3 protein-coding genes and 4 pseudogenes are annotated in these 25,918 nt (G+C 75.2%); all 7 read left to right on the top strand.

The window, feature by feature from the left end:
- Positions 1–18: 18 nt before the first annotated feature.
- Positions 19–4,500 (top strand): annotated as a pseudogene (locus tag ACF9IK_RS04685) (SDR family NAD(P)-dependent oxidoreductase); the annotation flags it as partial.
- 291 nt (positions 4,501–4,791) lie between these two features.
- Positions 4,792–5,199 (top strand): annotated as a pseudogene (locus ACF9IK_RS37025) (phosphopantetheine-binding protein); the annotation flags it as partial.
- 70 nt (positions 5,200–5,269) lie between these two features.
- Positions 5,270–11,728: pseudogene (locus tag ACF9IK_RS04695) on the top strand (SDR family NAD(P)-dependent oxidoreductase); the annotation flags it as partial.
- A gap of 28 nt (positions 11,729–11,756) precedes the next feature.
- Positions 11,757–17,378 carry a type I polyketide synthase gene (locus tag ACF9IK_RS04700; protein WP_395292967.1) on the top strand — a complete coding sequence of 1,874 codons (5,622 nt, stop codon included), beginning with the start codon at positions 11,757–11,759 and terminating at the stop codon, positions 17,376–17,378.
- A 123-nt stretch (positions 17,379–17,501) separates the two neighbouring features.
- Positions 17,502–24,521: pseudogene (locus ACF9IK_RS04705) on the top strand (type I polyketide synthase); the annotation flags it as partial.
- An 84-nt stretch (positions 24,522–24,605) separates the two neighbouring features.
- Complete coding sequence (locus tag ACF9IK_RS04710; RefSeq protein ID WP_395292968.1) at positions 24,606–25,292, top strand: class I SAM-dependent methyltransferase; 687 nt, start codon at positions 24,606–24,608, stop codon at positions 25,290–25,292.
- An 81-nt stretch (positions 25,293–25,373) separates the two neighbouring features.
- On the top strand, positions 25,374–25,886 hold the full coding sequence (locus ACF9IK_RS04715; RefSeq protein ID WP_395292969.1) for an SRPBCC family protein: 513 nt from the start codon (positions 25,374–25,376) through the stop codon (positions 25,884–25,886).
- The last annotated feature ends 32 nt before the right edge of the window (positions 25,887–25,918 follow it).

Here is a 25,918-nt window from a genome sequence, read left to right on the forward strand (position 1 = left end):
CCGTCGTCGGAGCCCGCGTTGAACAGAGAGGCGCACAGCGCAATGACGAGCGACGAGAAGGTCCTCGACACCCTCAAGCGGCTGACCATCGACCTGCGCCGGACGCGCCGGCGGCTGCAGGAGGTCGAGGAGGGGGCCCGCGAGCCGATCGCGATCGTCGGCATGGCGTGCCGCTACCCCGGCGGGGTCACGTCCCCCGAGGACCTCTGGCGGCTGGTGACCGAGGAGCGGGACGTGATCTCCCCGTTCCCGGCCGACCGCGGCTGGGGCGAGGACCTCTACGACCCGGACCCGGCACAGCACGGCTCGGTGTACGTCCGCGAGGGCGGATTCCTCTACGACGCCGCCGAGTTCGACCCGGCGTTCTTCGGCATGAGCGCCCGGGAGGCGCTGGCCACCGACCCGCAGCAGCGGCTGCTGCTCGAAACGGCCTGGGAGGCCTTCGAGCGGGCCGGGATCGACCCGGCGTCGGTGCGCGGCAGCCGGACCGGGGTCTTCGCCGGAGTGATCTACCAGGACTACGCCTCGCGGCTGCGCCGGGTGCCGGGCGAGTTCGAGGGCTACGTCGGAAACGGCAGCACCGGCAGCGTCGCCTCCGGCCGGGTCGCGTACACCTTCGGTCTGGAGGGCCCGGCCGTCACGCTGGACACGGCGTGCTCGTCCTCGCTGGTCGCGCTGCACCAGGCCGCGCAGGCGCTGCGGAACGGCGACTGCACGCTGGCGCTGGCCGGCGGGGTGACCGTGATGGCCTCGCCGATGGCGCTGGTCGAGTTCAGCCGGCAGCGCGGCCTGGCCACCGACGCACGGTGCAAGGCCTTCGCGGCCGGGGCCGACGGGACGGGCCTCGGCGAGGGCGTCGGGATGCTGCTGCTGGAGCGGCTCTCGGACGCCCGCCGCAACGGGCGCCGGGTGCTCGCGGTGATCCGCGGCAGCGCGGTCAACCAGGACGGCGCCAGCAGCGGGCTGACGGCGCCGAGCGGGCCGGCCCAGCAGCGGGTGATCCGGCAGGCGCTGGCGCACGCCGGGCTGGCCGCGCGCGAGGTGGACGCGGTGGAGGCACACGGCACCGGGACGACCCTCGGCGACCCGATCGAGGCGCAGGCCCTGCTCGCCACCTACGGCCAGGACCGGTCCGGCGGGGAGCCGCTGTACCTCGGCTCGGTGAAGTCCAACATCGGCCACGCCCAGGCGGCGGCGGGTGTGGCCGGTGTGATCAAGACGGTGATGGCGATCCGGCAGGGCGTGCTGCCGCGCACGCTCCACTTCGACGAGCCCAATCCGCACGTGGACTGGTCGGCGGGCGCGGTGGCGCCGCTGACCGGGTCCCGGGAGTGGCCGGTCACCGGGCGGCCGCGCCGGGCCGGCGTGTCGTCCTTCGGGGTCAGCGGGACCAACGCGCACCTCATCCTGGAGGAGGCTGCCGAAGAGGCCGCCGCCGACCTCCCGGTGGAGGGGACCGGGCCGCGGCCCGCCGAGGGGGCGTCCGTGCCGTGGGTGCTCTCCGGCCGGACCGAGGCCGCGCTGCGCGCGCAGGCCGCGCGGCTGCTGGACCACCTGGCCACGCATCCCGATCAGACGGCGGCCGAGGTCGGTGCGGCGCTGGCGCGCCACCGGTCGGCCTTCGAGCGCCGGGCCGTGCTGCTGGGTGCGGACCTCGGCGAGTTGCGGGCGGGCCTGGCGGCGCTGGCCGCGGGCGAGTCCCGGCCCGGCCTGGTCACGGGCGTCGCCCGGGACGACGGCCCGGTGGTGTTCGTGCTGCCGGATGCGCCGCTGGAGCGTCCCGACCGGGTGGTGCGGCTGCTGGACACCACGCCGCTGTTCGCCGCGCGGCTCGCCGAGTGCGACGCCGCGCTGCGCGAGGTCGCCGGCTGGTCCGCGACGGAGGTGCTGCGCGCAACGGCGGGCGCGCCCGATCCGGCGCGTCCCGAGATCGGCCGGGCGGTGGCGTGGGCGGTGCTGGTGGCCCTCGCCGGGCTCTGGAGGGAGCACGGGGTGGACCCGGCCGCGGTGGTCGCGCCGGGCGCCGGCACGGTCGCCGGCGCCTGCGTCGCTGGGTCGTTGTCCCTGGTCGACGGTGCGCGCGCGGCGGTGTCCGGCGAGGCGGGTGCCCCGACGGAGAGCAGGATCCCGCTGCTCACCGAGCCCGTGGACGCCTCACTGCGCACGATGCTGGAGCGCGGCCACAACCGCTTCGTCGTCCTCGGCACCGACCGGACCGACCGGATCACCGCCGCCGTCGGGCCGGACGTCCAGGTGGTCGCCACCGCGGACGGGTTCCTCCCCGCGCTGGCCGACCTGCACGTCCACGGCGCGGCGGTCCGCTTCGGGGCGGCGTTCCCGGTCACCGGGCTCCGCCTCGTGGACCTGCCGACCTACGCCTTCCAGCGCCGGCGGTACTGGCTGGAGGACGGGCCGGCCGATCCCGACGTGACCGCCGCCGGGCTCACGGCCACGGGCCACCCGCTGCTCCGGGCCCTGGTCGAACTGCCGCACGACGGCGGGCTGTTGTTCACCGGCCGGCTCACCCCGCGCGAGCTGCCCTGGCTCGCCGACCACACGGTGCAGGGCCGGGTGCTGCTGCCCGGCACCGCCGTGGTCGAGCTGGTCCGCGAGGCCGGCGCGCGGACGGGCTGCCCGCACCTCGGCGAGCTCACCCTGCTCGCCCCGCTGGAGCTGCCCGCGCCGGAGGCCGCCGCCGATGCCGGCGTCCGGATCCGGCTGGTCGTCGGCGCCCCGGACGGTTCCGGTCACCGCGCGGTGGAGCTGTCCTCGCGCCCGGCCGCCCCCGAGCACGCCGCCTGGACCCGCCACGCCACCGGCACGCTGACGCCCGAGGAGCCGACCGTCCCCTCCGACCTGGTCGCCTGGCCGCCGGCCGGCGCCGAGCCGGTCGGCCTGGACGGCTGCTACGAGCGCTTCGCCGCCCTCGGCGTCGAGTACGGCCCGGCCTTCCGCGGCCTGCGCGCGCTCTGGCGGCGCGGCGAGGAGGTGTTCGCCGAGGTGGCGCTGACGGAGGCGGACCGGGCCGACGCCGGCCGCTACGGCCTCCACCCGGCACTGCTGGACGCCGCCCTGCAGGCCTACGCGGCCGGGGCGGAGCAGGCGGACGGCCCGACGCCGGTGCCGTTCGGCTGGCACGGCGTCTCGGTCCGGGCGACCGGCGCCACGGCCCTGCGGGTGCGGCTCGCCCCGGCCGGCCCGGACGCGGTGACCGTCGAGGCCGCCGACCCGGCGGGCGTCCCGGTGGCCACGGTGGCGAGCCTGCGCTCCCGCCGGCTGCCCGGGGCCGGCGCCGGTTCCGGCGCCCTGTGGCGCGTCCGCTGGGCGCCGGTGCCGCCGGTCCCGCACCCCGTCGCGGTGCGGACCGCGGTGGTGGGCGCCGGGCTGCCGGACGCCTCGCCGGAGCGCCACCCCGACCTCGCCGCACTGGCCGCCGCCGGCACCCCCGTGCCGGACGTCGTCCTCGTCCCGCTCGCTCCGACCGGCGGCGGCGACGTGCCGGCCGCCGTCCACACCGCCACCGCGGACGCGCTCCGGCTGGTGCGGGCCTGGCTGGCCGAGCCGCGGTTCGCCGCCGCGCGGCTGGTCGTGGTGACGAACGGCGCCCAGTCCACCGGAGCCGGCGACCCCGCCCCCGACCTCGCGGCGGCGGCCGTCTGGGGACTGCTCCGGTCCGCTCAGTCCGAACACCCCCGGCGCTTCGGCCTGCTGGACCTCGATCGGGCGACGCCCACCTCGGCCGACCTGGCCGTGGCACTCGCCTCCGACGAACCACAGCTGGCGCTCCGCACCTCGGGGCTGCTGGCGCCGCGGCTGGTGGAGGCCGAGACGGCCACCGGCGGCGGCACCGCCTTCGACCCGGACGGCACCGTCCTGGTCACCGGCGGCACCGGCACCCTGGGCGGCCTGCTCGCCCGGCACCTGGTCGAGCGCGGCGCCCGGCACCTCCTCCTGGCGGGCCGCCGGGGCGAGAGGACGCCGGGCGTGGCCGAGCTCGTGACGGAACTGACCGAACGGGGCGCCGAGGTCACCGTCGCCGCCTGCGACACCGCCGACCGGGAGGCGCTGGCCGCCCTGCTGCGGTCGATACCCGAGGCCCACCCGCTGCGGGCGGTCGTGCACGCCGCCGGCGTGGCCGACGACGGCCTGCTGGCCGCGCTCACGCCCGAGCGGCTCGCCGCCGTCCTGCAGCCGAAGGTCGACGCGGCCTGGCACCTGCACGAGCTGACCCGCGACGCCGGGCTCGACGCCTTCGTGCTGTTCTCCTCCGCCTCGGGCACCTTCGGCACCGCCGGGCAGGCCAACTACGCCGCCGCCAACGCCTTCCTCGACGCGCTCGCGCAGCGGCGCCGATCCGAGGGCCTGCCCGGCCTCTCACTGGCCTGGGGGCTGTGGGCGGAGCGCAGCAAGCTGACGGAAGGTCTGGATCCGCTCAGCATAGGCCGGTTGGCCAGGGAAGGCGTCGGTGCGCTTTCGACGGCTGAGGCACTTGATCTCTTCGACACCGCCCGTATCATGATCAATGAGTCGGTGCTCGTCCCCGTTCGGCTGGACCTCGCGGTACTGCGGGGCCGGGCCGACCAGGGACAAGTTCCCTCGCTGCTGCGGGAGTCGGTCACGGTGTCGGTCCCCACGGCGGCGTCGGCGCCCGCGCCGGGGCCGGACCAGGAACCGGCGCAGGACGGGACGAGCGGCTTCGCGCAGCGCCTTCGGGCGATGCCGGAGTCCGACCGCCGGCGCGCCCTGCTCGACCTGGTGCGCACCCACGCGGCGATCGTGCTGGCCGAGTCCACCCCCGAGTCCATCGACCCGGGCCAGGGCTTCGTCGACCTGGGCTTCGACTCGCTCGCCAACCTCGAACTCCAGGAGCGGCTGCAGGACGCCACCGGCCTCCAGTTGCCCAGCACCCTGGTGTTCGACTACCCCACCGCGGAGGTGCTGGCCGATCACCTCTGCGCCGAGTTCGACACCGGAGAGACCACGGCGGTGGGCCCGGCGCTCGCCGAACTCGACCGACTGGAGCAGTTCCTGACGCCCTACACCGACGACGACCAGGCCCGGACGGCGATCACCCACCGGCTGAAGGACCTCCTCGCCCGCTGGGGCGACGACAGCCGGGACAGCAGCGGCCGGCCCGACCTCGCCTCGGCCACCGACGACGAACTCTTCGACGTACTCGACCAGTTGCGCGCCCGCTGAGGGCGAGGGCAGAACCAGGTCGAACCCGCACCGGCTATAGGAGCAGGCTCAAGTGGCACATGAAGACAAGCTTCGCGAGCACCTCCGGTGGGCTGCCGCCGAGCTCGGCGAGGCACGCCGCAGGGTGGCCGAACTGGAGGCGGCCGACCGCGACCCGATCGCGATCGTCGGGATGAGCTGCCGGTACCCGGGCGGGGTGCGGACGCCGGAGGAGCTGTGGGACCTGGTGGCCGCCGGGCGGGACGCCGTCGGCGTCCCGCCCGGCGGACGCGGCTGGTGGGTCGAGGACTTCTACGACCCCGAGGGCCTGCGCCCCGGGACCTCCTACGTGTGCGAAGGCGGCTTCCTCGACGACGCGGACCGGTTCGACGCCGGCTTCTTCGGGATCAGCCCGCGCGAGGCCCTGGCGATGGACCCGCAGCAGCGGCTGCTGCTGGAGACCTCCTGGGAGGCCTTCGAACGGGCGGGCATCCGGCCGGCGACCGTACGCGGAGCCCGGGTCGGCGTGTTCACCGGCCTGATGTACCACGACTACGGCACCCGCCTCGGCTCGGTGGACGAGTCGGTCGCGGGCTTCCTGGGAAGCGGGACGGCGGGCAGCGTCGCGTCCGGCCGGATCGCCTACGTCCTCGGCCTGGAAGGGCCGGCGGTGACGGTGGACACGGCGTGCTCCTCGTCGCTGGTCGCGCTGCACCTGGCGGCGCAGGCGATCCGGCGTGGCGACTGCACGATGGCGCTGGCCGGCGGCGTCACGGTGATGGCCACCCCGAGCACGTTCGTCGAGTTCAGCCGCCAGGGCGGCCTCGCCCGGGACGGGCGCTGCAAGTCGTTCGCCGCCGCCGCCGACGGGACGGCGTGGGGCGAGGGCGCCGGAATGCTGTTGGTCGAGCGCCTGTCGGACGCCGAGCGGAACGGACACCGGGTGCTCGCGGTCCTGCGCGGGTCGTCGGTCAACCAGGACGGCGCCAGCAGCAACCTCTCCGCGCCCAACGGGCCCTCACAGCAGCGGGTGATCCGGCAGGCCCTCGCCGAGGCCGAACTCTCGCCCGACCTGGTCGACGCGGTCGAGGCGCACGGGACGGGCACCAAGCTCGGCGACCCGATCGAGGCACAGGCCCTGCTCGCCACCTACGGCCAGGACCGGCCGGCCGAACGGCCGCTCTACCTCGGCTCGCTGAAGTCCAACCTCGGCCACACCCAGGCCGCGGCCGGGGTCGGCGGCGTGATCAAGATGGTCATGGCGATGCGCAACGGCGTGCTGCCGCGGACCCTCCACGTCGACGAACCGACGCCGCACGTCGACTGGGCGTCCGGCGCCGTGTCGCTGCTCACCGAGGCACAGGAATGGCCGCAGACCGGCCGTCCGCGGCGGGCGGCCGTGTCCTCGTTCGGTGTGAGCGGGACCAACGCGCACGTCATCCTGGAGCAGGCGCCGGAGGTTCCGGCAGCCGACCACGGCGCAGCGTCCGGTGGCGTGGTGCCGTGGGTGCTGTCCGCGCGGGACGAGCGGGCGCTGCGTGAGCAGGCCGGGCGGTTGCGGGCGGCCGTCGAGGCCCACCCGGAGTGGGACCCCGCCGCGGTGGCCGGGACGCTGGTATCGGGCCGATCGGTGTTCGAGCACCGGGCCGTGGTCATCGGCGAGAGCCGTGCCGAGCTGCTGAACGGCCTCGCGGCCCTCGCCGACGGAACCACCACGCCCGGCGTCGTCCAGGGCCACGGCACCTTCGACCGGCCGGTCTTCGTCTTCCCCGGCCAGGGCTCCCAATGGATCGGCATGGGCGCCGAACTCCTCGACACCTCCCCCGTGTTCGCCCAGTGGATCGCCAACTGCGAAACCGCACTCGCCCCACACGTCAACTGGTCACTCACCGACGTCCTACGCGGCAACAACGACCTCACCCGCGTCGACATCGTCCAGCCCGCACTGTTCGCCGTCATGGTCTCCCTCGCCGAACTCTGGCGCTCCCTCGGCATCGAACCCGCCGCCGTCATCGGCCACTCCCAAGGCGAAATCGCCGCCGCCACCATCGCCGGCGCCCTCACCCTCGAAGACGGCGCCCGCATCGCCGCCCTCCGCAGCCAAGCCATCCTCACCATCAGCGGCCACGGCGGCATGGCCTCCCTCCCCCTCAACAACACCGACACCACCGAACTACTCCAGCCATGGAACGACCGCCTCACCATCGCCGCCCACAACGGCCCCACCACCACCGTCATCGCCGGCGACCACGACGCCCTCGACGAACTCCTCACCCACTGCCAGAACAACAACATCCGCGCCCGACGCATCGACGTCGACTACGCCTCCCACTCCCCCCACGTCGAAACCATCCAGACCAACCTGACCACCCAACTCGCCGGCATCACACCACGCCAAGCCACCATCCCCTTCTACTCCACCGTCACCGGCACCCTCCTCGACACCACCAACCTCAACGCCGACTACTGGTACACCAACCTCCGCCACCCCGTCCGCTTCACCGACGCCACCCACACCGCCCACACCAACGGCCACACCACCTACATCGAAACCAGCCCCCACCCCGTCCTCACCATGGCCGTACAGGACATCAGCGAGAACACCGACCGACAGGCCCTCGTCATCGGTTCGCTACGCCGCGACGAGGGCGGCCTCCGCCGCCTCCTCACCTCCCTCGCCGAAGCCCACGTCCACGGCGCCACCCTCACCTGGCCGACCAACCCACCCCACCCCACCGGCCCACTCGACCTGCCCACCTACCCCTTCCAGCGCGAACGCTTCTGGCTCGACACCCCAACCGCGACCGGAGACGTCACCACCGCCGGCCTCACCCCCGCCCAACACCCCCTGCTCAGCGCCCTACTCCCCCTCGCCGACGACGACGCGACCATCCTCACCGGCCGGATCTCCCCCACCACCCACCCCTGGCTCACCGACCACGCCGTCTTCGGCACCCCCCTCCTCCCCGGCACCGCCTTCGTCGAACTCGCCCTCCACGCCGGTGACCACACCGGCTGCGACGTCCTCGACGAACTGACGCTCCAGGCACCGCTCCTGCTCCCCGACGAGGGCGCCGTCCAGCTCCAGCTCCGGATCGGCCCGCCGGAGGAGGGGGGCCGCCGCGCCTTCTCCCTGCACTCCCGCCCCGACCGCCCCGACGCCCCCTGGTCGCGGCACGCCACCGGCGCGCTGGCCGTCGGCGCCGAGCGCCCGACCTGGGACCTCGCCACATGGCCCCCGGCCGGCGCGGTGCCGGTGGACGTCACCGAGCTCTACCCCCGGCTGGCCGAGGACGGCCTCGGCTACGGCCCGGCCTTCCAGGGGCTGCGCGCACTCTGGCGGCAGGGCGACGACCTGTTCGCCGAGGTCCGGTTGCCTGCCGAGCAGCACGACGACGCCGTGCGCTTCGGCCTGCACCCCGCGCTGCTGGACGCCGCCCTGCACGCGACCGCTGCCGCCTCGCCCGGCGAGGTGCGGCTGCCGTTCTCGTGGAGCGGTGTCGCCCTGCACGCCACCGGTGCGACCGCGCTGAGGGTGCGGGTCTCCCCGGCCGGCGCGGACGGGATCGCCCTCCAGGTGGCCGACGCGTCCGGCGCCCCGGTGGCCTCGGTGGCGGCGCTGGCGAGCCGCCCGGTGGACCGGGAGCGGCTGCAGGCGGCGCGCGAAGACCACGCGGACCCCCTGCTGCGGGTGGACTGGACCGAGCTGCCCGCCGCCGAGGCGGCCGCCGGGCGCTGGGTCCTGCTCGGCACCGACCGGCTGGGCCTGTCCGAGGACCTCCGGATCGGCGGCCACCCCGACCTGGCCGCCCTCGCCGAGGCCGTCGCCGCCGGTGCGACCGTCCCCGACGCGGTGCTGGTCACCTGCACCGGCGCCGGCTCCCCGGACGTCCCCACCGCCGTCCGCGACCTCACCACCGACACCCTGACCCTGCTTCAGCAGTGGCTGGCTGCCGAGCAGTTCAGCACCTCCCGACTGGTCGTCCTGACCTCTGGCGCCGTCCCGGCCGGCACCGGCGAGAGCGTGCGCGACCTGGTCGCCGCACCGGTCTGGGGCCTGCTGCGCTCCGCCCAGACCGAACACCCCGGCCGCTTCGTCCTGATCGACCTGGACGACCGCCGCTCCCCCGCCCCGAAGGACGCGCTCGCCGCCGCTCTCGCCACCGACGAGCCGCAACTGGCACTCCGCGAAGGCAGGTTGTACGCCCCTCGGCTCGTCCGCGGCGCCACCGGCCGGCTGCTGGAGCCGCCGGCGGACGGCGCCGACTGGCGGCTGGACACCACCGCCAAGGGCACCCTGGAGAACCTCGCACTGATCCCGTACCCCGCCGCTGCCGAACCGCTCGGCCCTGGCCAGGTCCGGCTGGCCGTGCGCGCCGCCGGGATGAACTTCCGCGACGTGCTGCTCGGCCTGGGCATGGTCGACCAGGACGTCATGGGCGGCGAGGCGGCCGGCGTGGTGCTGGAGACCGCCCCCGACGTGACCGGGTTCGCCCCGGGCGACCGCGTGATGGGCATGGTGCCCGGCTCGTTCGGGCCGGTCGCCGTGGTCGACCACCGGCTGCTCGTCCCGCTGCCGGCGCACTGGACGTTCACCGAGGGCGCCTCGGTGCCGATCGCCTTCCTCACCGCCTACTACGGGCTGGTGGACCTCGCCCGGCTCGCTCCCGGCGAGTCGGTGCTGATCCACTCGGCGACCGGCGGTGTGGGCATGGCCGCGATCCAACTCGCCCGCCACCTGGGTGCCGAGGTGTTCACCACGGCGAGCCCGGCCAAGTGGGACACCCTGCGCTCGCTGGGGATCCCCCAGGACCGGATCGCCTCCTCCCGCGACCTCGGCTTCGAGCAGCGGATCCGTACCGCCACCGGCGGCCGGGGTGTGGACGTCGTCCTGAACTCGCTCGCCAACGAGTTCGTCGACGCCTCGCTGCGGCTGCTCGCGGACGGCGGCCGGTTCGCCGAGATGGGCAAGACCGACATCCGCGACGCGGCCGAGGTCACCGCCGCCCACCCCGGCACCTCCTACCTCTGGTTCGACCTGATCGAGGCCGGCTACGACCGGATCGGCCGGATGACGGCCGAGCTGATGCCGCTGTTCGAGCGCGGCACGCTCCACCCGATCCCCGCCCGCACCTGGGACGTGCGGCGTGCACCGGACGCGTTCCGTTTCATGAGCCAGGCCCGCCACACCGGCAAGGTGGTGCTCACCATGCCTGCCGGGCCCGACCCGGACGGCACGGTGCTGATCACCGGGGGCACGGGCGTGCTGGGCGGCCTGGTCGCCCGCCGTCTGGTCACCGAGTACGGCATGCGGCACCTGCTGCTGCTCGGCCGGCGCGGCCCGGAGGCCGCGGGCGCGGCCGAGCTGACCGCCGAACTCACCGCGCTGGGCGCGCAGGTGACGGTCACCGCCTGCGACACGGCGGACCGCGACGCCCTGGCACGGGTGCTCGCCGACGTCCCCGCCGAGCACCCGCTCACCGCCGTCGTCCACGCCGCCGGTGTGCTGGACGACGCGGTGATCGCCTCGCTGACCCCCGGCCAGGTGGCGACGGTGCTCCGCCCGAAGGCGGACGCCGCCTGGCACCTGCACGAGCTGACCCGGGACGCCGACCTCGGCGCGTTCGTCCTCTTCTCCTCCTCGGCCGCCGTCCTGGGCGGCCCCGGCCAGGGCAACTACGCGGCGGCCAACGCCTTCCTCGACGGTCTCGCCGAGCAGCGCCGCGCCGCGGGGCTGCCCGGCCTGTCGATCGCCTGGGGCCTGTGGGAGCAGGCCAGCGGGATGACCGGCCACCTCGACGACACCGACCTGACCCGGCTGCGCCGCTCCGGCGTCCGCCCGCTCTCCGACGCCGACGGCCTGGCGATGTTCGACTCGGCCCTGGACGCCGACGAGGCCCTGCTGGTGGCGATGCGGCTCGACGTCGCGACCGCCCGCACCGCTCTCCAGTCCTCGTCGGTGCCGCCGCTGCTGCGCCGGCTGATCGGCTCGCCGGCCCGCCGGGCAGTGGCGGTCGCCGAGGCGGGCGGAGCGGACGCACCGGCCCGCCGGCTGGCCGCCCTGCCCGAGGCCGAACGGGCCCGTGCCCTGCTGGAGTTGGTTCGCGCCAACGCTGCCGTCGTGCTCGGTCACACCACCGACGATGCGATCCGGCCGGACCTCGCGTTCAAGCAGCTCGGCTTCGACTCGCTGACCGCCGTCGAGCTGCGCAACCGGCTGGGCGCCGCCACCGGGCTCCGGCTCCCGGCGACGCTGGTCTTCGACCATCCGCGGCCGGACGCCCTGGCCGCGTACCTGCTCGCCGAGCTGGCCCCGGCCGCACCGGCCGAGCCGGACCGTCCGGCCGCCTCGGACGGCGAGGTCAGCCGGCTCCTGGCCACCATCGCGCCGGCCCGGCTTCGCGCCGCCGGCCTGCTCGACGCGCTGCTCGCCCTGGCCGGCGCTGCGCCCGAGGAGCCGCCGGCCGAGGCGGACGACCAACTGGACGAGATCGACGCCATGGACGCCGACGACCTGATCGGCCTGGCCCTCGGCACCACTGACCTCTGATCGCGCTCGGACTGCGGAGAACCAAACGATGGCTGCATCACAGGAGAAGGTGCTGGAAGCGCTCCGGGTCTCGCTCAAGGAGACCCGGCGGCTGCAGCAGCAGAACCACCAGCTGACCGAGGCCCGGCACGAGCCGATCGCGATCGTCGGCATGGCCTGTCGCTACCCCGGCGACGTACAAAGCCCCGAGGACCTGTGGCGGCTGGTCGCCGACGGCCGCGACGCCCTCTCCGACTTCCCGGCCGAACGCGGCTGGGACACCGAGGAGTTGTACGACCCGGACCCGGACCGCCCCGGCCGGAGCTACGTCCGGCAGGGCTGCTTCGTCCGGGACGCGGACCGGTTCGACGCCGCGTTCTTCGGCATCAGTCCGCGCGAGGCCCTGGCCATGGACCCGCAGCAGCGCCTGCTGCTGGAGACCTCCTGGGAGGCCTTCGAACGCGCCGGCATCGACCCCTCCTCCGTCCAGGGCAGCCGGACCGGAGTGTTCGTCGGCGCCGCCCCGCTCGGCTACGCCGCCGATCCGCGCAGCGCCGAGGGCTCCGAGGGCTACCTGCTGACCGGCACCACCGTCAGCGTCGCCTCCGGCCGACTGGCCTACGCCCTGGGCCTGGAGGGCCCGGCGCTCACGGTCGACACCGCCTGCTCCTCCTCCCTGGTCGCACTGCACCTGGCGAGCCGGGCGCTGCGGGACGGCGAGTGCACGATGGCACTGGTCGGCGGCGCGGCCGTGATGGCGGCGCCGCACATGTTCATCGAGTTCAGCCGCCAGCGCGGCCTCGCCCCCGACGGCCGCTGCAAGGCCTTCGCCGGTGCGGCCGACGGCACCGCCTGGGGCGAGGGCGTCGGCGTGCTGCTGGTCGAGCGGCTCTCCGACGCCCGCCGCCTCGGCCACCCGGTACTCGCTCTGGTCCGCGGCTCGGCGATCAACCAGGACGGCGCCTCCAACGGCCTGACCGCCCCGAGCGGGCCCGCCCAGCAGCGGGTGATCCGGGCGGCGCTGGCGGACGCCCGGCTGACCGCCGCCGACGTGGACGCGGTCGAGGCCCACGGGACGGGCACCCGGCTCGGCGACCCGATCGAGGCGCAGGCCCTGCTCGCCACCTACGGCCAGGACCGGCCGGCCGAACGGCCGCTCTACCTCGGCTCGGTGAAGTCCAACATCGGCCACACCCAGCTCGCCGCGGGCGTCGCCGGCGTCATCAAGACGGTGCTGGCGATGCGGCACGGCGTGCTGCCCGCCACCCTGCACGTGGACGAGCCGACGCCGCAGGTCGACTGGTCGCGCGGCGCGGTCGAGCTGCTCACGGAGCAGCGTGCCTGGCCCGTCACCGACCGGCCGCGGCGCGCGGGTGTCTCCTCGTTCGGGATCAGCGGCACCAACGCCCACGTGATCCTGGAACAGCCCTCCGAGGAGCCGGTCGACGAGCCGGTCGAGGGGCCGGCGGCCGGGCCGAGCCCGACCGAAGAGCCCCACGAGGCGCCCGCCGGCACCCCGTGGCTGCTCTCCGCCCGCAGCCCGGAGGCGCTTCGCGCCCAGGCCGGCCGCCTGGCCGGGGCCGTCGCGGGCGAGCCCGGGTGGGACCGGGCGGACGTCGCCTGGTCGCTGGCCACCTCCCGGGCCGACCTCGACCACCGCGCGGTGGTGCTCGGTGCCGACCGCACCGAACTGCTCGCCGGTCTCGACGCCCTGCAGCGGGGTGGGAGCGCGCCGCAGCTCGTCCGGGGTCCGGGCCCGCGCGGCGGGAGGCTGGCGTTCCTGTTCACCGGCCAGGGCGCCCAGCGGGCCGGCGCCGGCCGCGAACTGCACGGCCGCTTCCCGGTGTTCGCCACCGAGCTGGACAGGGTCTGCGCCCTGCTGGCGGAGCGGACCGGGCTGCCGGTGCGCGAGGTGCTGCTCGCCGAGGAGGGCTCGCCCGAGGCCGAACGGCTGGACGAGACCGCGTTCACCCAGGCCGCCCTGTTCGCGCTGGAGGTGGCGCTGTTCCGGCTGGCCGAGTCCTGGGGCCTGCGGCCGGACTTCGTGCTCGGGCACTCGATCGGCGAACTGGCGGCGGCACACGTCGCCGGGGTGTTCTCACTGGAGGACGCGGTGACGGCGGTCGCCGCGCGCGGCCGCCTGATGCAGCAACTGCCCGCCGGCGGCGCGATGGTGGCCGTCGAGGCGACGGAGGACGAGGTCGCCGGGCTGCTCGCCGGCCACGAGGCGCAGGCGAGCATCGCTGCCGTCAACGGCCCCCGCTCGGTGGTGCTCTCCGGCGAGGAGGAGGCGGTCACCGTGATCGCCGAACGACTCCGTGCCGAAGGCCGCCGCACCAAGCGGCTGACCGTCAGCCACGCCTTCCACTCCCCACGGATGGCGGGCATGCTCGACGCGTTCCGCGAGGTGCTCGCCGGGCTGACCCTGCACGAGCCGACGATCCCGGTCGTCTCCAACCTCACCGGCCGCCCGGTCACCGAGGAGATCCGCACCGCGGAGTACTGGGTCCGGCACGTGCGCGAGGCCGTGCGCTTCCACGACGGGGTTCGGCACCTGCTCGACCGCGGGGTGACCGCCCTCCTGGAGCTGGGCCCGGACGGCGTGCTCTCCGCCATGGCCCAGCAGGCCGCCGGGGACCGGGACGACGTCGCGGCCGTGCCGCTGCTGCGCCGGGGCCGCCCGGAGACCGACACCGTGCTGGCCGCCGCCGCGCAGGCACACGTGCGGGGCGTCCGGGTGGACTGGCCGACCTGCCTCACCGACCTGACCGGACCGGACCGGCACCGGGTGGACCTGCCGACGTACGCGTTCCAGGGCGAGCGGTACTGGCCGGTCGCCGCCGGGCCGGCCGCCGAGGCGTCCGAACTGGGCGTGACGGCGGCCGGGCACCCGCTGCTCGGCGCCTCCGTCACCCCGGCGGAGGGCGGCGGACTGATCCTCACCGGGCGGCTGTCGGTCCGCTCGCACCGCTGGCTCGCCGACCACGTCATCCTCGGCAGCGTGGTGGTGCCCGGCACCGCCTACCTGGAGCTGGCGCTGCACGCGGCGCACCTGACCGGCTGCACGGCGGTGGAGGAGCTGGACCAGGAGGCGCCGCTGATCCTCACCGAGGCCGGCGCGGTGCAGGTGCAGCTGGTGGTCGGTGCGGCCGACGAATCGGGCCGGCGATCGATCGGCGTGTACTCGCGGCCGGACGACGGCGAGCCGTGGACGCGGCACGCCGGCGGCACGCTGACCGCCGAGGACGGGGCCATCGGCCGGGACCACACGGGCGTCTGGGACCACGCGGGCGTCTGGCCGCCCGAGGGCGCGGTGCCGGTGGACGTGACCGACTTCTACCCGTCCGTCGCCCGCGACGGATTCGTCTACGGCTCGTCGTTCCGCGGTCTGCGGGCGGTGTGGCGCGCGGGCGAGGAGATGTACGGCGAGGTCGCGCTGCCGGAACCGGAGCGGGCACAGGCCGCCGGGTACGGTGTCCACCCGGCGCTGCTCGACGCCGCGCTGCACGCCGGTCTGGTCGGGAACACCGGCGAGCAGGTGCTGCTGCCGTTCGCCTGGAACGGGGTGCGGCTGCACCGCCCGGGCGCGGCCGTGCTGCGGCTGCGGATGGCCCCGGCCGGGCCGGACGCGATGTCGCTGCAGGTGGCCGACGAGTCCGGCGCGCCGGTGGCCTCGGTCGGCGCGCTGCGGGCCCGGCCTGTCTCGGTCGATCAGCTGCGCTCGGCGGCCCGGGTCGGGCTCGGCGACGCCCTGTTCCGCGTCGAGTGGACGCCGGCCCCGGCGGCGGAGCCCGTCCGTGGGCGGTGGGCCGTCCTCGGCTCCCCGGGCGGCGGAACCCTGGGCGCGGGCCTCGACCATCACCCGGACGTCACGGCACTCGGCACAGCCGTCGACGCCGGGCTGCCGGTGCCGGACGCGGTCTTCCTCCCCATTCCTGACATGGCCGGAGCCGACCGGCCGGAGGCCGGTGGTGACGTCCCCGACGCGGTCCGCGCGGCGGTGCACCGGGTGCGGTCCGCGCTGGCGGAGTGGGCGGCGGACGACCGCCTCACCGGCTCCCGGCTGGTCCTGGTGACCCGCCGCGCCGTGGCCACCGATCACGGCGAGGACGTCCCGCAGCTCGCGCACGCCCCGCTGTGGGGGCTGGTCCGCGCCGCCCAGGCCGAGCACCCGGACCGCTTCGTCCTGCTCGACCTCGACGGCACCCCGGACCCCGCCGCGGCCTTCGCCCGGGCCGCCGCCGGCACCGAGCCGCAGCTCGCCCTGCGTGCCGGGGCCGTCCTGACGCCGCGCCTGGTCCGGGCCCGCCCGGCGGCGCCCGCGCCGGCCCCCGCGCTCGACCCGGACGGCACGGTGCTGATCACCGGCGGCACCGGTGCGCTCGGCGCGCTGTTCGCCCGCCACCTGGTCGCCGCCCACGGCGTACGGCACCTGCTGCTGCTCGGCCGCCGCGGCCCGGAGGCCGCGGGCGCAGCCGAGCTGACCGCCGAGCTCACCGACCTGGGCGCACAGGTGACACTCACGGCCTGCGACGTCGCCGACCGTGCGGCACTCGCCGCCGCCCTCGCCGCCGTCCCCGCCGAGCACCCGCTCACCGCCGTCGTCCACACGGCCGGCGTGGTCGCGGACGGTGCCCTCGCCTCGCTCACCGAGGAGCTGTTCGACGCCGCGCTCCGCCCGAAGGCTGACGCCGCCTGGCACCTGCACGAGCTCACCCGCGAGGCCGGTCTCGCCGCCTTCGTGCTGTTCTCCTCGGCGACGGCCACCCTCGGCGGCGCAGGCCAGGGCGGCTACACGGCGGCCAACGCCTTCCTCGACGCCCTGGCCCAGCACCGCGCCGCGCAGGGCCTTCCCGCCCGGTCGCTCGCCTGGGGGCTCTGGGAGCAGCGCGACGGCATGGCGGGCGCCCTCGACGACGCCACGCTCGGCCGGATGCGGCGCTCGGGCGTCCTCCCGCTCACCCCGCAGGACGGCCTCGCCCTCTTCGACGCGGCGCTCACCGGGGCCGACCCGACCACGCTGCCGGTCCGGCTGGACCTGGCCGCGCTGCGCCAGGCCGGGGCCGAGCTCCCGCCGCTGCTGCACAGCCTGGCCGGGACGACCGCCGGGCCCGCCCGTCGTCCCGACGCGGAGGCGGCGGACGGGCTGAAGCGACGGCTCGCGGGTCTGTCCGACGCCGACCGCGGACGCGTGCTGCTGGACCTCGTCAGCACCCAGGTGGCGGTCGTGCTCGGCCACTCGGACGCCGCTTCGGTCGACGCCGACCGTGCCTTCGGCGACCTGGGCTTCGACTCGCTGACGGCGGTCGAGCTGCGCAACCGCCTCACCTCCGCGACCGGTCTGCGGCTGCCGGCGACTCTGGTCTTCGACCATCCCACGGCGGCGGCGCTGGCCGGCCACCTGGACGCCGAACTCCCCCGCGAGGGAGAGCTCTCGACCGCCCCGGTGCTCGCCGAACTGGACCGTCTGGAAGCCGTCCTCGCCGCGGTTGCCGCCGACCACCCCGACCGGGCGCGGATCGCCGGCCGGCTGCGGTCCGTGGTCTCGCGGTGGGACGACCGGCGCGATCCGACCACCTCCGGTGAATCCCCCGCGGGCGAAATGGAGTTGGACTCCGCCGAGGACGACGAGGTCTTCGACTTCATCACCAACGAACTCGGCATCTCCTGACCGCCCCGCCCTGACCAGCCTGCCGGCGGCCGTGCCGGCCAGACATCCCGTACCTGTCCATCCCGAAGGGGTTGCGCCACTGTGGCCAGCGAGACCGAGGACAAGCTCCGCTACTTCCTCAAGCGGGTGACCGCCGACCTCCAGGAGACCCGCCGGCGGCTCCAGGAGATGGAGAACGTCGCGGGTGAGCCGATCGCGATCGTCGGCATGGCCTGCCGCTTCCCCGGCGGCGCCGACTCGGCGGAGCAGCTCTGGCAGTTGGTCGCGGACGGTCGGGACGCGATCTCCGCCTTCCCGGAGGACCGCGGCTGGGACGTCGAGGCGCTGTACGACCCCGACCCGGACCGTGCCGGCCACACCTACGCCCGCGAGGGCGGATTCGTCGAGGGAGCAGACCGGTTCGACGCCGGCTTCTTCGGCATCGGCCCGCGCGAGGCCCTGGCGATGGACCCGCAGCAGCGGCTGCTGCTGGAGACCTCCTGGGAGGCCTTCGAACGGGCCGGCGTCGACCCGGCCACACTCCGAGGCAGCAGGACCGGCGTCTTCATGGGCGCCGGACAGGTCGACTACGCGGCGCTCGCCCAGAACGCGACCGAGAGCCTGGAGGGGTACCTGCTCTCCGGCGGGGCGGCGAGCGTGATCTCGGGCCGGCTCTCTTACGTGTTCGGTCTGGAGGGCCCGGCGATCACCGTCGACACGGCGTGCTCCTCGTCCCTGGTGGCGCTGCACCTGGCCTGCCAGTCGCTGCGCCGGGGCGAGTGCACGACCGCCCTCGCCGGTGGGGCGGCGGTGATGGCCGCGCCGGGCATGTTCGTCGAGTTCAGCCGCCAGCGCGGGCTCGCCCCCGACGGCCGCTGCAAGGCCTTCGCCGCCGCCGCCGACGGGACCGGCTGGGGCGAGGGCGTCGGTGTCCTGCTGTTGGAGCGTCTGTCCGACGCGCAGCGCAACGGGCACCGGGTGCTGGCGGTGGTGCGCGGCTCCGCCGTCAACCAGGACGGCGCCAGCAACGGGCTCACGGCACCCAACGGTCCGGCGCAACAGCGGGTCATCTGGGACGCGCTCGACAACGCCCGCCTCGCGGCGGCGGAGGTGGACGCGGTCGAGGCGCACGGCACCGGGACGACGCTGGGCGACCCGATCGAGGCGCAGGCGCTGCTGGCCACCTACGGGCAGGACCGTCCGGCGGAACGGCCGCTCTGGCTCGGCTCGGTGAAGTCCAACATCGGCCACACCCAGGCCGCGGCGGGTGTCGCCGGGGTGATCAAGATGGTCATGGCGATGCGCAACGGCGTGCTGCCGCGGACCCTCCACGTCGACGAGCCGACGCCGCACGTCGACTGGGCGTCCGGCGCCGTGTCGCTGCTCACGGAGGCACAGGAGTGGCCGGCCGGTGAGCAGGCCAGGCGAGCCGGGATCTCGGGATTCGGGGCGAGCGGGACCAATGCGCATGTGATCCTGGAGGAGGCCCCGGAGGAGTCCCGGAAGGAGACGACCGAGGTCGACCCGCCGTCGTCGGTGGTGCCGTGGGTGCTCTCCGCCCGCGACGAACGCGCCCTACGCGCCCAGGCCGGACAGCTCGCCACCTTCCTCCAGAACCACCCCGACACCGACCTACGCGCCGTCGGCCACACCCTCCTCACCGGACGCGCCACCCTCGACCACCGCGCCGTCGCCCTCGGCCAGAACCACCACGAACTCCTCACCGCCCTCACCGCAATCGCGGACGGCACCACCCCCACCGGCCACGGCACCCACGACCGCCCGGTCTTCGTCTTCCCCGGCCAAGGCTCCCAATGGATCGGCATGGGCGCCGAACTCCTCGACACCTCCCCCGTGTTCGCCCAGTGGATCGCCAACTGCGAAACCGCACTCGCCCCACACGTCAACTGGTCACTCACCGACGTCCTACGCGGCAACAACGACCTCACCCGCGTCGACATCGTCCAGCCCGCACTGTTCGCCGTCATGGTCTCCCTCGCCGAACTCTGGCGCTCCCTCGGCATCGAACCCGCCGCCGTCATCGGCCACTCCCAAGGCGAAATCGCCGCCGCCACCATCGCCGGCGCCCTCACCCTCGAAGACGGCGCCCGCATCGCCGCCCTCCGCAGCCAAGCCATCCTCACCATCAGCGGCCACGGCGGCATGGCCTCCCTCCCCCTCAACAACACCGACACCACCGAACTACTCCAGCCATGGAACGACCGCCTCACCATCGCCGCCCACAACGGCCCCACCACCACCGTCATCGCCGGCGACCACGACGCCCTCGACGAACTCCTCACCCACTGCCAGAACAACAACATCCGCGCCCGACGCATCGACGTCGACTACGCCTCCCACTCCCCCCACGTCGAAACCATCCAGACCAACCTGACCACCCAACTCGCCGGCATCACACCACGCCAAGCCACCATCCCCTTCTACTCCACCGTCACCGGCACCCTCCTCGACACCACCAACCTCAACGCCGACTACTGGTACACCAACCTCCGCCACCCCGTCCGCTTCACCGACGCCACCCACGCCGCCCACACCAACGGCCACACCACCTACATCGAAACCAGCCCCCACCCCGTCCTCACCCCCGCCATCGAAGAAACCCTCCACACCACCAACCCCGTCATCATCACCGGCACCCTCCGCCGCAACGAAGACACCTGGACCCGCCTCCTCACCTCCGCCACCCACCTCCACAACCACGGCCACCCCCTCAACTGGACCCCCCTCCTCCACCCCGCCCCCCACCCCGACCTCCCCACCTACCCCTTCCAGCACCGCCGTTACTGGGTGGACACCACGGGTTCCGGCAAGCCGGTCGCCGCGCCGGAGAACCACGTCGCAGGCTCCGCCGGAGCGGAGCTGCGCCGCCGCCTCGCCGAGCTCTCCGAGCCCGACCGGGAGCGGCTGGTGCGCGATCTGGTGGACTCCCACGCGATCGCCGTCCTCGACCTGGCCGCCCCGATCACACCGGGCCGCACCTTCCAGGAGTTGGGCTTCGTCTCGCTCACCGCCGTCGAGCTGCGCAACCGGCTGATGGCCGCCACCGGCCTCCGGCTCCCGGCCGCCGTCGCCTTCGACCACCCGACGCCGGAGGCCCTGAGCCGCCACCTGCTCTCCCGACTCGCCGACCCGGACGTCGAGATCACGGAAGCCGAGCCCGTCCCCGCCGCGGCGGTCGGCGCCGACGAGCCGATCGCCGTCGTCGCGATGGCCTGCCGCTACCCGGGCGAGGTCCGCAGCCCCGACGAGCTGTGGCAGCTGGTCGCGGAGGGACGGGACGCGATCACGTCCTTCCCCGACAACCGCGGCTGGGACCTGGACAACCTCTACGACCCCGACCCGGACCGGGCCGGCCGCAGCTACACCCGCGAGGGCGGGTTCCTCCACGACGCGGACCGGTTCGACGCCGCGTTCTTCGGCATCAGCCCGCGCGAGGCCCTGGCCATGGACCCGCAGCAGCGCCTGCTGCTGGAGACCTCCTGGGAGGCCTTCGAACGCGCCGGCATCGACCCGACCACCCTGCGCGGCAGCCGCACCGGGGTGTTCACGGGGAGCAGCGGCCAGGACTACCACCTGCTGGCGCAGGGCTCGCCGGACGGCCTGGAGGGGTACCTGCTCACCGGCAACGCGGCGAGTGTCCTGTCCGGCCGGCTCGCCTACACGTTCGGACTGGAGGGGCCGGCCGCCACGGTGGACACGGCCTGCTCGTCCTCCCTGGTCGCCCTGCACCTGGCCTGCCAGTCGCTGCGCTCGGGCGAGAGCACGCTCGCACTCGCGGGCGCCGTCAGCGTGCTGTCCACCCCGCAGGCCTTCGTCGCCTTCAGCCGGCAGCGGGGGCTCGCTCCGGACGGGCGGTGCAAGCCGTTCGCCGCCGCGGCCGACGGCACGGCCTGGGGCGAGGGGGTGGGTGTGCTGGTGCTGGAGCGGCTCTCCGACGCCCGGCGCAACGGGCACCCGGTGCTGGCCGTGGTCCGCGGCTCGGCGACCAACCAGGACGGCGCCAGCAACGGCCTGTCCGCGCCCAACGGCCCCTCCCAGCAACGGGTCATCCGGCAGGCGCTGGCCAACGCCCGGCTGTCCCCGGACGACGTCGACGCGGTGGAGGCGCACGGGACGGGCACACCGCTCGGCGACCCGATCGAGGCCGAGGCGCTGCTCGCCACCTACGGGCGCGGGCGGTCGGCCGAACAGCCCCTCTACCTCGGCTCGGTGAAGTCCAACATCGGCCACACCGCCGCGGCCGCCGGGATGGCGGGGGTGATCAAGATGGTGATGGCGATGCGGCACGGCGTCCTGCCGCCGATGCTGCACACCGACGCCCCCACCCCGCACGTGGACTGGGACTCGGGGGCGGTCGCCCTCCTCACCGAGTCGGTGGCCTGGCCGGAGCGGGACCGGCCGCGGCGCGCGGGAGTGTCCGCGTTCGGCATCAGCGGTACCAACGCCCACGTCGTGCTCGAAGCGGCCCCGCTCCTGCCCGGCCGACCGGCACCGTCCGACGGCTCCCGGAGCTCCGCGGGCCCCGACGGCTCTCAAGGCCTTGAAAGCGCCGACGGCTCCGACGGCACCGCATCGCGCGCCGAATCGGTGGACGTCGGCCCGGCCGGGCCGACGCCGTCGGCGCGTCCGCTCGTCCCCTGGCTGGTCTCGGCCCGCGGTGAAGCCGCCCTGCGGGCCCAGGCGGAGCGCTTGCGCGAACACCTCGCCGGCTCGCCCGCCGTCGCCCCGGCCGCCGTCGGGCGCGCACTGGCCCTCTCCCGGGCCGCCCTGCCGCACCGGGCGGTCCTGCTCGGCCGTGACGCGGCCGAGCTGGGCACCGGTCTGGACGCGCTGGCCGCGGGCTCCCCCGCGCCCGGGGTGGTCCGCGGCACGGTGGCCGCGGGCCGGGTCGGCTTCCTCTTCCCCGGCCAGGGCAGCCAGAGCCCTGGCATGGGCCAGGGCCTGTACGCGGCCCACCCGGTCTTCGCCCGGGCCCTGGACGAGGTCTGCGCGCTGCTGGACCGGCAGCTCGCGGCGCCCGGCCGCCCCGCCCTGCGCGACGTGCTGTTCGCCCCCGAGGGCAGCCCGGAAGCCGCTCTGCTCGACGAGACGGTGTTCACCCAGGCCGGGCTCTTCGCCGTCGGTCTGGCGGCGTTCCGGCTGCTGGAGTCCTGGGGGGTGGTGCCGGACTGGGTCGGTGGCCACTCGATCGGCGAGCTGACGGCGGCCTGCGCGGCCGGGGTGTTCACGGTCGAGGACGCCTGCCGGCTGGTCGCCGCCCGCGGCCGGCTGATGCAGGACTCGCCGGCCGGCGCCATGGTCGCGGTGGAGGCGGCCGAGGAGGAGGTGCTGCCGTTGCTGGCGGGCCGGGAGGACCGGCTCGGCATCGCCGCCGTCAACGGGCCGCGCGCCATCGTGCTCTCCGGCCTGGCCGAGGCGGTCGACGAGGTCGCCGCCGAGCTGGCCGCGCGCGGCTGCCGGACCAGGCGGCTGCGGGTGGCCCGGGCGTTCCACTCGCCGCTGATGGACGGCGTCCTGGCGCGCTTCCACGAGGCGGCGAGCGGGATCGCCTACCGGCCGCCGCGGATCCGGCTGCTGTCGAACCTCACCGGCGAGCCGGCGACCACCGAACAGGTGGGCCGCCCGGAGTACTGGGTGCAGCACGTCCGGGAGGCGGTCCGCTTCCACGACGGCGTCCGCCGGATGGCGGAGGACGGCGTCACCACCTTCCTCGAACTCGGTCCCGGCGGTGTCCTGTCCGGCCTCGTCCGGGACGGTCTGGCCGGACGGACGCCGGCACCGGCGGCGGTGCCGCTGCTCCGGCGGGCCCGCCCCGAGGCGGAGGGCGCGCTGACCGCGCTCGCCCACGTCCACGTCCGCGGCGTCCCGGTCGACTGGGCCGCCGTCTTCGCCGGCGACGGGACACCGCACCTCGAACCGGACCTCGTAGACCTGCCCACCTACGCGTTCCAGCGCCGCCGGTTCTGGATCGAGGGCACCGCCGCCCTCCCCCGGCCGGCCGAGGGCGCCGTCCCCCCGGCCGACGATCCGGTGGCCGGCGCCGAGACGCCCGTCCGCCTCCGCGAGCGGCTGCTCACCCTCGATGCGCCCGAACGCCTGGCCACCCTCAAGGAGTTGGTGGCCACCCAGGTGGCCGCGGCCCTGGGGCACGGCTCCGCCGGCGAGCTGGATGCCGGACTGGAGCTGCCCGAGCTGGGACTCGACTCGCTCGCGGCCACCGAGCTCAGCGCCGCCCTGCAGGCCGCCACCGGCGTCCCCCTGCCGTCCACCGCGGTGTTCGAGCACCCCACGCTGGACGGCCTCACCGCGCATCTCGAAGCCGGGCTGGCCACCGCGGCGGCCGCGCCGCACGCGCCGGCTGCCGGCCTGCTGGCCTCGCTCGCACCCCGGGCCGCCGAGCTGGGCCGGTTCGCCGAGTTCGGCGAACTCCTCGCGGCCGCAGCCCGGTTCCGGGACACCTTCGACGGCGCGGCCGACCCTGCCGGCCGCCCGGCACCGGTCCGCCTCGCCCGCGGAGCGGCGACCCCGCGCTTCTTCTGCTTCCCCTCCTTCGCCTCCAGGTCCGGCGCCCACCAGTACGCCAGGCTGGCCGCCGCCTTCGACGGCCGGCACGAGCTCTGGGCACTGCCCGCACCCGGCTTCGCCGCGGGCGAGCCACTGCCCGCCGACCTCGACGCGCTGGTGCGTCTGCACGCCGACGACGTCGAAAGGCTCGCCGCAGGGAGGCCGTTCGCCCTCCTCGGCCACTCGGCCGGCGGCTGGATCGCGCACGCGGTGGCGGCGCACTTGGAGAAGCTCGGCACCGCACCGGTCTCCGTCGTCCTGCTGGACAGCTACCGGCCCGGGAGTGCGATACTTCCCCGCATCCAGGCGGAGATCGCCAAACTTCTGACGGAAGGTCAACTCCCCGCCGACCAGCTGCTGGACGACACCTGCCTCACCGCGATGGGCGGCTACGCCCGGCTCTTCGAGAGCTGGCAGCCGCAGCCCCTCACGACGCCGACGTTCCAGCTCCGCGCGGCCCGGCCGCTCCCCGGCTTCCCCGCCACCGGCTGGCAGGCCTCCTGGCCGGTGCCGCACACCGAGGACGAGGTGCCGGGCGACCACTTCTCCCTGACCGGCGAGCACAGTCCCTCCACCGTGCGCGCCGTCCTCGACCGGCTCGCCGAGCCGTCCGCCTGACCCGTCCAACCGTACGTACCGACTCCGACCGAGGGTGAGCAGACCATGAGCATCGACAACGACCACCAGCCCGACTCCGTCGACCAGGCGGTCCTGGACGGCGCGAACCCGTACCACCGGCGCGCGCTCGCCTTCTACGACCTGCTCGTGTTCCGCGGCAGCGCGCCGCTGTTCTGGCGCTGCTCCCCGCGCAACTTCCTGGAGATGTACCGGACCTCCATCGGCGCGAAGCACCTGGAGATCGGCGTCGGCACCGGCTACCTGCTGCAGCGCACCCGGTTCCCGGTCTCGAACCCGGAGATCACGCTGGCCGACCTCAACCCCAGCACCCTCGACTTCACCGCCGAGCGGCTGGCGCACTTCAAGACCACCAAGGTGGTCGCCAACGCGCTGGAGCCGCTGCCGGTGCCCGCCGAGAGCCACGACTCGGCAGCCCTCAGCTTCCTGCTCCACTGCATCCCCGGCAGCCTGCGTGAGAAGGGCGTCGCCATCAGGCACGCCGCGGCGGCCGTGCGGCCCGGCGGCACGGTGTTCGGCAGCACCATCCTCTCCCAGGGCGTTCCGGTCACCGGGGCCGGCCGCTGGCTGATGAACGACCTCAACGGCAAGGGTGTCTTCCACAACGACCAGGACCACCTTGACGACCTGCGCGACCAGCTGAAGCAGAACTTCGACGACTTCGACCTCGCCGTGCGCGGCTGCGTCGGCCTCTGGCGGGCCCGCAAGGCGTAACTCCCGCGACGCACCGATCCCCCGGCGCACCGCCCCACCCCGGAACACCCCGTAAGACCCCCTGGAAAGGAACCCGACACCATGGCCGCCCGCTGGTATCCGATCGAGGAAGCCGACGACTCGCTCTTCGCCACCGCCCCGCTGTACCACGCCCGTTCGGTCGAGGTGCCGTTCTCCGCCGAGGAGACCTGGGCGGCCCTGACCGGCGACGGCGTCTCCAGCTGGACCAAGGGCATGCGTCAGCTCACCTGGACCTCGCCGCGGCCGTTCGGCGTCGGCACCACCCGGGAGATCGAGATGGAGAGCGGCCTCATCCTGCGCGAGCGCTTCTTCCGCTGGGAGGAGGGCACCCGCAAGACCTTCACCGCCACCGGAGCGACCAAGCCGATCTTCCGCCACCTGGTGGAGGACTACGTGGTCGAGCCCACCGAGACCGGCGCCCGGTTCAGCTGGCGCTGGGCGGCCGAGCTGAACCGCCCGTGGTCCTTCCTGCAGGGCGCTCTGGACCGGTTCTTCTTCGCCCCCACCGGCCGCTCCCACATCGACGGCCTGCCCGCCTACATGGCCTCCCAGCGCGGCACCGCGCTCCGCTGACCACCCGGTCGGCCCACCCCGCCCTCTGAACG

The sequence above is a fragment of the Kitasatospora hibisci genome (assembly GCF_043950205.1).
Classification (GTDB): Bacteria; Actinomycetota; Actinomycetes; order Streptomycetales; family Streptomycetaceae; genus Kitasatospora; species Kitasatospora hibisci.